The sequence below is a fragment of the Pseudomonas oleovorans subsp. oleovorans genome, assembly GCF_002197815.1.
GTDB classification, from domain to species: domain Bacteria; phylum Pseudomonadota; class Gammaproteobacteria; order Pseudomonadales; family Pseudomonadaceae; genus Aquipseudomonas; species Aquipseudomonas oleovorans.
Genome location: NZ_NIUB01000093.1, coordinates 1 through 1,102 on the forward strand (window position 1 = coordinate 1; position 1,102 = coordinate 1,102).

Below are 1,102 nucleotides of genomic sequence, written 5' to 3' on the forward strand. Positions count from 1 at the left end.
CGGCCTCTCGCTTCGCTCGCAGCAAGCTGGAAGGCCGGGGATTCCTACGGCGCTAGGCGGCTTTCGCCGCGTCGTCGCTTCGGTGGGTTCCTGCTGCTGACGGCCTGACAGCGCCGTTCACTCCACAGGCGATCCGGGCATGGTCCTGCCCTTCGAGCTGTTTCAATCCGCGCTCACGGATGTTTTTCGCAGCCACTGTGTCGGCATTCTCGCGGTGGCGGCAGGCCAGGCACAGGAAAACGGCCTGACTCTGGCGGTTGTCGGCATGGGTGAAGCCGCAGGCCGGGCATTCCTGACTGGTGCGATGCGGCGGGACCGCTTCCAGCCAGCCACCTTCCCAGGCGGTCTTGTAGTCGAGCTGGCGGGCGAACTCGCCCCAGCCCTGATCCAGGATCGAGCGGTTGAGCCCGGCCTTCTGCCGAACCCGGCTGCCGGGTTGCTCGGCGGTGCCGCTGGCCGAACGGGTCATGCTGGCTACCTGGAGGTCTTCGACGATCACCAGCGCGTGGCTTTTGCTGATGGCGGTCGTCGCTTTGTGCAGGTAGTCGGCTCGGGCGTTGGCGATCTGGCGCTGGATGCGCTGAACCCGAGCCTTGGCCTTGAGCCAATTGCGGCTGTGCTTGGTCTTGCGGGCCATCTGCCGCTGGGCCTTGGCCAGTCGGTGCTGGTGGCGGGCGAAGGTGTTGAGTGGTTCCAGCACCGTTTCCCGCTCCCCATCCCAGAGGGTGGCGAAGCGCACCACGCCGAGGTCGATGCCAACCGCGAGTGGGGCGGCGTGCAGCGGCACCGCCACTTCTCGCTCCGTCTGGATCGAAACGTACCAGTGGCCGGCGCTCAGGCTGACCGTGACGTTCTTGAGGGTGCCGAGCACCTGCCGGCTGTTTCGGTAGCGCAGCCAGCCCAGCTTGGGCAGGAAAATCCGGCTGTTGCCCTGGTCGAGCTTGAACTGCTTGGAGTCGGGGAAGCGGAAGCTGTCGTGCAGGCCGCGCTTCTTGAAGCGGGGGAAGTCGGCACGCTTCTCGAAGAAATTCTGGTAGGCCCGGTCGAGGTCTTTGAGGGCGTGCTGCAAGGGATGCACCGGGGCAACCTTCAGCCAGGGCGC

General features: G+C 66.2%; 1 protein-coding gene. It reads right to left on the reverse strand.

Annotation, left to right across the window (positions count from 1 at the left end; all coding sequences use genetic code 11):
* Positions 1 to 52 precede the first annotated feature (52 nt).
* On the reverse strand, positions 53 to 1,102 hold a 1,050-nt coding region (locus PSOLE_RS23400), incomplete at its 5' end, for an RNA-guided endonuclease InsQ/TnpB family protein (RefSeq protein WP_140419002.1).